This window comes from Cereibacter changlensis JA139, assembly GCF_003034985.1.
In the GTDB taxonomy this organism is placed as follows: domain Bacteria; phylum Pseudomonadota; class Alphaproteobacteria; order Rhodobacterales; family Rhodobacteraceae; genus Cereibacter; species Cereibacter changlensis.
On record NZ_PZKG01000244.1, the window covers coordinates 1 to 3,225 of the forward strand.

Annotated in this window: 5 protein-coding genes; all 5 read left to right on the forward strand. The window is 62.6% G+C overall.

The window, feature by feature from the left end; translation table 11 throughout:
• The first annotated feature begins 219 nt into the window (after nucleotides 1-219).
• Complete coding sequence (locus C5F48_RS24935; RefSeq protein ID WP_146170718.1) at nucleotides 220-594, forward strand: hypothetical protein; 375 nt, start codon at nucleotides 220-222, stop codon at nucleotides 592-594.
• A 30-nt stretch (nucleotides 595-624) separates the two neighbouring features.
• A complete protein-coding gene (locus C5F48_RS25790; protein ID WP_146170719.1) occupies nucleotides 625-1,278 on the forward strand; it encodes a DDE-type integrase/transposase/recombinase in 654 nt (217 codons plus the stop codon).
• A 269-nt stretch (nucleotides 1,279-1,547) separates the two neighbouring features.
• On the forward strand, nucleotides 1,548-2,009 hold the full coding sequence (locus tag C5F48_RS22610; protein ID WP_107665974.1) for a helix-turn-helix domain-containing protein: 462 nt from the start codon (nucleotides 1,548-1,550) through the stop codon (nucleotides 2,007-2,009).
• A gap of 90 nt (nucleotides 2,010-2,099) precedes the next feature.
• Complete coding sequence (locus tag C5F48_RS22615) at nucleotides 2,100-2,609, forward strand: mobile mystery protein B (protein ID WP_211314689.1); 510 nt, start codon at nucleotides 2,100-2,102, stop codon at nucleotides 2,607-2,609.
• A gap of 221 nt (nucleotides 2,610-2,830) precedes the next feature.
• Complete coding sequence (locus C5F48_RS22620; protein WP_107665975.1) at nucleotides 2,831-3,148, forward strand: H-NS histone family protein; 318 nt, start codon at nucleotides 2,831-2,833, stop codon at nucleotides 3,146-3,148.
• Nucleotides 3,149-3,225: the final 77 nt, after the last annotated feature.

Sequence of the window (3,225 nt, forward strand, 5' to 3'; positions counted from 1 at the left end):
CCTTTAAGGGGTCAATGGTCGATTTCCTCCCCATCGCGGCGGCTGGGCCTCGGTCTGGTGCGGGACCGCGGATGAGACCGGCTTGGCGCTCTCGGGGCCAACACTGGCGATCGAGTTGTAGCGAGACAGGCCATTGAGACCGTAAGGCGATATCCAGGTTTACGAGGTGTCGTCTTGGCCTGATCGATTTTCCGGTGGGTGGTCTGCCGGGAGGGGACGATGGGTCGTCTCGAGAATGAGGCGCTGACGGCGATGACGGTATTGCTGAAGCAGGGTCATTCCCAGAGTTCTGTGGCGCGTTTGCTGGGGGTGAGCGAAGGAACGGTGAGGTATCACCGGCGGCGGGATGCTGCCGGAGCCGTGGACGGTCAAACGGTGCAGGTCGGCAAGGCGGCGGCGGTTGCCGAGGCGATCGCGCACTGGCGCAGCCAGCAGTCGGGCGGACGGGTGAACCTGGCGGCGCTGCACGACTGGCTGAAGCGGGAGCATGATTGCGACGGCAGCCTGAAGTCGGTGCCGCGGTACTGGAAGCGGACATTTCCGGCACCGGCCATCCGGGCGCGGCGGCGGGTCGACACGCCGATGGGGGCGTAGGCCCAGGTGGATTGGGCTGAATACCCCGGCATGGTGATCGGCGATGAAACAGTCGATCTTGTCGTGCTGGTCGTAACGCTGTCGTGGAGTCGCAAGCGCGCAGTGGTGGGGGCGCGATCGAAGGACATGCTTTCGTGGCAGGCCTGCCAGACGGCCTGTTTGCAGCGGCTCGGCGGTGTTCCGGCGGTGCTGCGGATCGACAACGTCAAGACGGCTATCGCCAAGGGTGCCGGCGCGTGGGGCGCCATCAACGAGACCTACCGGCGCTATGCCGTGCAGTTGCACTTTCACCTCGATGCCTGCCAGCCTCGGCACCCCCATGGCAAGGGAGAGGTCGCGGCATCCGCGACCCGCGTGAAGCGTTCGATCCTGACGGCCAGGTGTTCGACAGCCTCGAAGACCTGCAGTCCTGGACAGATGTCTGCCTTGAGGAACGCACGCACCGGCTCCGCTGTCCCGCCGGCCTGCTTCTACGCGCCCAGTATCCTCGGGGGGCTTCGGCACTTGAAGGCGCACGCAGAGCTTGGCAACGGCAACGTCCAATATGCCCATGTCACGTGCGACCTCCACGGTCGGCTTCTCCCAAATGACCGCAAAAAGCTCCTCGCGCGATATGTCCATTCCAAGTATCCGGCAACCACAGGCTCTTGTTCCAATAGGGCTTTTCAGATTCCCGGGCCATGACCTCGCCCTGCCCACGGCAAGGCACCGCACGAAGCGGATGACGACACCTATGGGAACACGTGAGAGGGCGGATCAGTGCGGACAGTGCTGGGAACATGATATTGGAGCAACCGTGCGGCCACATCACAGCTTGGCAGAACTACTGCGTCTGCAAAACTTTGATAGTGCGCCTCAAGGTCTTCGGCATAACTTTAATGTTGCTAACGAAAGGGTTTCGCCATCTTAGGGGGTCTCAGTGCACACGCGAATGCAAACTCACAGGTTGGCAAATGTCCGTCTCGCGCGCGAAGCAACGTCAGGCCAAAAACCGGATCAACCAGGCTGCCAGCCTGACAAAGTCGCTTGCAAGGCCGTTTGGCGGCTGGATCGCCACGTTTCAGGAGGCGATCGGGATGAACGCGCCAGCCCTTGCCGAACGCCTCAATGTCTCGCGCAACACGATCTATGCGTCGATCCGGAATGAGCAGGCGGGAACGATCTCGCTGAACCAGATCGAGAAGATCGCCGAGGCCATGGGTGGACGTGTCGTCTATGCCATCGTCCCGCGCGAGGGCCCGGTCGAGGAGATCGTCCTGGCCCAAGCGCGCGCAAAAGCCCGCCGCATCATTCAGCGCACGCGCGCGCATATGGCGCTCGAAGAGCAAAGCGAAGGGCTGCGCAGCGAGGCCGAGATGGTCGAGGAATTGGCGGCGGACATCATCCGCGAAGGCCGCCGGGATTTCTGGCAATGACGCTGGAGCTTCACGAGCCCGCCGGGGCGACACCACTGACACCGGACGAATTGCTTGGCCTAGGCCAAGCACATCGCGACCCGCGGCGAGTTGAACGAGCTCGAGGGCGAAAACATCATCGCCGGCCTGACCTGGCTCGATCGACGACCCAAGTCCTTCGATCTGCTGACGGATGCAGCCGTCCGCGAGATCCACAAGCGCCTCTTCGGCGAGGTCTGGGATTGGGCGGGCGTCTACCGTCTGACAGAGAAGAACATCGGCGTGCCAATCTGGCAGATCTCGACCGAGCTGCGCACCTGCCTCGATGACGCCCGGTATTGGTGTGACCACAAGAGCTTTGACCCGCTGGAAGCAACGGCGCGCCTTCATCACCGCTTGGTCTGGATCCATCCCTTCGCCAACGGCAACGGACGTTGGGCCCGGATCATGGCGGACGCCTACCTAACGAAGATCGACCCGGACATCTTCCTCGACTGGTCCGGCGGCGGCACGCTAAACGCCGACAGTGCACACCGCGCGGCCTATATTGCGGCCCTGAGAGCCGCCGATCGGTATGACTTTGACCCCCTGGGGACGCTCGTCAGGTCAATCGCGCGATAGTCCTCACCCATCATCACGTGGAACACGCACTCTTGCCACCTCCGATAACCCCGCGTCCGCTGGACAACCGCGATGCGGCCCTCGAACCCATCCCCACCGTCTGCCATCGCCGTCTCCTTCTGAAACCTCAGAACGAGACTCACCTCTCGGTCAGCGCTGGGGAACCGGCGAAATCAGTGGGGCGGAGCCGGCGCATACCATTCAGGACATGGACCGCATCAATGGCTGATTGCGATCTCGAGGCACTGTCGCTCGGCGAGCTGAGGAAAATGCAGAAGGACGTCGCCAAGGCGATCTCCATGTTCGAGGATCCGCAGAAGGCGGAAGCCCGCGCCAAGGTGGAGGCTCTCGCCCGGGAGTTGGGCTACTCCCTGGCCGAACTTGTCGGCACCGAGACGAAATCCTCCCGTGCACCGGCAGCGGCGAAATACCGTCACCCTGAGAACCCGGCGCTCACCTGGTCCGGCCGGGGAAGGAAAGCGCAGTGGTTCGTGGAGGCGTTGGCTAGTGGAAATTCGAAAGAGGAACTGGCCGCATGAAGCCGTCCGCGGCTTGATCATTCGGTTTTTGATGGCACGACTGTGGAAAGGTCAAACTCGAATTCCTCGAGTTTTGG